Raw genomic sequence first — 3,488 nt, forward strand, 5'->3', positions numbered from 1 at the left:
ACTTGTTCGAGCCTCAGGAGTGCTGGAACTACCTCAAGGCAGCCGGATATGCGTCTGTTTAACCGTCCGATGCTTTAGCGCATCGGACTCCACAATAGACGCTCGTCGGAATGGGAAGGGAACGACGGACCTAATCGTGCTACAATGCCGTCCGTTGATGACACGGAGGATGGCGATGAAGAGGTCTCTCGTGGCATTGAGTGCGCTTGCCGCAAGCGCCTTTCTCATCCCGGACGAGGCGGCAGCTCAACGGGGCGGGTTTGGGTTCCGAGGGGGCGCGCCGAGCTTCCGAGGCGGCGCAGGGCCAGTGTCGTTCCGCCCGCCCATGGCGGGCATTGGCCGGCCAGGCTTCGGCGGCGGCGCCATCGGCATGCGCCCCGGCGGGTTCCGCCCGGCCCTCGCCGGGCCCGGCTTCGGCGGCTACGGCCGCGTGATCAACGTCGGCCGGCCCTATGGTCGCGGCTGGGGCTATCCCTATTATGCCGGCTACTATCGCCGCGGCTGGGGCTATCCCTACTACGGCGGGGCGCTGCTGGCGGGCCTGACATTGGGGGCGCTGAGCTACCCCTTCTCCGATGGCTATTACGGCGACCCGCACCTCTACTCGGGGGTGTCCTACGGCGGCGAGTGCTACTGGGTCCGACGCTGGGTCACCGATCCATGGGGCCGGGTTGTCCGACGCCGCGTCCAGGTCTGCGAATATTGAGCCGTCCCTTCGGCACGCGGAGGCCATCCCGTTGAGGTCACCGATCGCATCGCGCGGACGCCAAGGTCCGCGCGATGCGATCAGGAAGGAAAGGAGCATCGGACGGGTCCCGGACGCGCAAGGCCACTTTCCGGGTCCGATGCTCCAGCCGGTCAGAGGATCCAACGATAGTCCATGTCGGCCGCCCTGCCGGCCCCAAGGATGATCACGCCGGTCTCGTAGCGGTTGTCGTTGTTAAGATCGGACAGCAGATAGCCGCGGTCCGCTGCGGCGTTGTAGAGAAACACATGCACGATGCTTGCACTCGTGAACCTGCTTTCGGCCTGAGCGGCGGCGGCTTCGATCGAGGTCGCGGTCGTGCTGGCTTCACGGTGATTGCCTGACGTCCCACGGATGCTCATGTCGATCCAGTCCAATCTCGGGCGCCAGTCGGCGATGGTGTCGGCGCTCGCGGTGGTGATGCCGGACGAACCCCTTTTGAAATAGAAAATGTCGACGCCCGTGCCCCCGACGAGCCAGTCCCGTCCGCTTCCCCCGTCGAGCCAGTCGTCGCTGGAGCCGCCGTTCAGGTAATCCAGCCCCGAGCCCCCAAAGAGGTCGTCGTAGCCGGATTGCCCGTAGAGATCGTCATTGCCCGATTGACCGAACAGGAGATCGTAGCCGGCCCCTCCGATGAGGCGATCCTGCGCCGCGCCGCCATAGAGGTCGTCATCGCCGTCGCCGCCGTTCAGGTAATCGTCGCCGTTGCCGCCGACGAGGACATCGTAGCCCCAGCCACCATAGATATCATCGTCGCCATCATAGCCGTAGAGATCGTCGTCATCACCGTAGCCCCAGATCGAATCGGACGCGTTGGTGCCACGGATCAGGTTCGGCCAGTCATTCCCAAGGAGAATTGCCATCTTATCCTCCGCATGACCACCCCCACATTCGCCTGTCCCCTCATTGCGGGTCCCCTGCCTGGCCAAGTCCAATCTCGCGGCCGAAGGCAAGGCCCGCTTCGGCGCTGAAATCCTTCAGCGCAATGGAGATCCGGTCAGCATAACACTCCTGCTTCCGCCGCCATCGGAGCATTGTGCATCTATTCGGGATGAGGCGGGTCCGGCCCAGTGTCATCTGTCGCAGGATGAGAGTGAGGTCCCTGAAGAACCCATGGGTGAGAGCAGTCCCGGAGGGCTCCGCTGGCGAATTTTCCGCACGATGCTCTAGATCGCCCCTGCATTCGGTAGCAAACGCCACCAGACGTGAGCAACGCCTTCCAGCGTCTGGACGCCCTTACTCGCGATGAGCCAATCACGGGGAGCGTTTCGGCGATAGCTGAAGCGACCTTCATGTTGGCACCTTTGGTGGGGCGGCCGCGCGATGGGCTTCCACCCCAAGACGCCTCCGAAAGTCGTCGAGATGGCCTGCCGGGAACACTCTTCACCAACAAGCGGTCTGTTCTCGAGATGACCCCAGCCCGTCAATCCAGGCCAGCACGGGCAAGTCCCTCGACCAGGCGCGCCCGATCCTCGGCGTGGACGAAACAAGATGTTGCTCCGACCCAGTCCCGTGAGATATCGGGGACGAGCGACTTGAGCCGTCGGAGCATTTCCGTGGCAGCTTCCTGGTTGTCCAGAAGTCCGGCACAGGCGGTGCCGACGACGAGCGGATACGCGTGGCCGGACCGCAGGCGATGGGCCTCCCGTGCGTACCTCAATCCAAGCTCGTAATGCGCGCCCTGGAAGTGAGCCATGGCGTAGTAGAACTGAAAGTCGCCGAGGAAAGCCTCGCGCGGGCTCAGTCTGAGAGCGTAGTCGATGCAAGGAATGGCGTCCGCTGCGCGGCCCCCGTTGGCATGCACAAGTCCCAACTGGCCGTGTGCAAACGCGGAGTTGGGGTTGATCGCGACAGCCTGGCTGACCGCTGCCATCCCCAGAGCATCGTCACGCGTTGCATAGGCCGTCATCGTCTGCGCAAGGTAAGCCCACGGTTCCTTGTCGTCCGCGGCAATGGCCTGCTGGACGACACCCCCGGCAAGGGCCAGGGCGCACCCCATGTCCTCCCACCCCTGAAACGCGCGCCACATCGTAATCCAACCTTTCATGGCGAGCGCCTGGGCATAATCGGGAGCCAGTCCGATGGCCCGATCGAGCAGGGGAAGCATCTTCCGGCTGCTCTCCTCAGACAACTGGGAACACAGGAACACCGCCCGCACGACACATTCCCAGGCATCGAGGCCATGATGCGGCTTGGGGCTTTCACGGGCATGCTCTGCCGCCAGGAGTTCCGGCCCGATGCGGCCGACGACGCTTGCGGTGATTTCGTCCTGAATGACGAAGATGTCACCGAGGTCGCCGTCGTACCGCTCGGCCCAGAGATGGGCTTCGGAGGCCGCATCGATGAGCTGCGCGGTCACCCTGACGCGGTTGCCGGACTTGCGGACGCTCCCCTCGAGAACGTAGCGGATCCCGAGTTCGCGCCCGATGGCGCGCACATCCACGGGCTTTCCCTTGTAGGTGACCATCGTGTTGCGGGCGATCACAAAGAAGCCCTTGAGCTTGGATAGCGCGGTGGTGATGTCCTCGGTCAACCCATCGCTGAAGAAGTCCTGCTCCGGGTCGGCACTCATGGCGTTGAACGGCAGCACGGCAATGGATGGGCGGTCCGGAAGTGCGGGCCTGGGCGATGCCGTTCGTGAGGTCGTCCCTTCCAGAAGGGGGCGGTACAGTCGCACCGGCCGCTCCATGTTCTTGAGCGTGCGTTCGCCGAGGTATTCGTAGTCGCAGTCAAGCTTGCCCTG

General features: G+C 64.0%; 3 protein-coding genes. 1 reads left to right on the plus strand and 2 read right to left on the minus strand.

All coding sequences use genetic code 11. From position 1 onward, the window contains the following. The first annotated feature begins 175 nt into the window (after positions 1 to 175). On the plus strand, positions 176 to 706 hold the full coding sequence (locus DRB19_RS29215; RefSeq protein WP_114189450.1) for a hypothetical protein: 531 nt from the start codon (positions 176 to 178) through the stop codon (positions 704 to 706). 152 nt (positions 707 to 858) lie between these two features. Here the strand turns inward: DRB19_RS29215 and DRB19_RS29220 are convergent, their stop codons facing one another. Both DRB19_RS29220 and DRB19_RS29230 read right to left on the minus strand, forming a co-directional pair. Beyond that, a complete protein-coding gene (locus tag DRB19_RS29220; protein ID WP_114189447.1) occupies positions 859 to 1,608 on the minus strand; it encodes a calcium-binding protein in 750 nt (249 codons plus the stop codon). 560 nt (positions 1,609 to 2,168) lie between these two features. Beyond that, a partial coding sequence (locus tag DRB19_RS29230) for a tetratricopeptide repeat protein (protein WP_114189449.1) occupies positions 2,169 to 3,488 on the minus strand: 1,320 nt, incomplete at its 5' end.

This window comes from Microvirga aerophila, assembly GCF_003332305.1.
GTDB lineage: Bacteria > Pseudomonadota > Alphaproteobacteria > Rhizobiales > Beijerinckiaceae > Microvirga > Microvirga aerophila.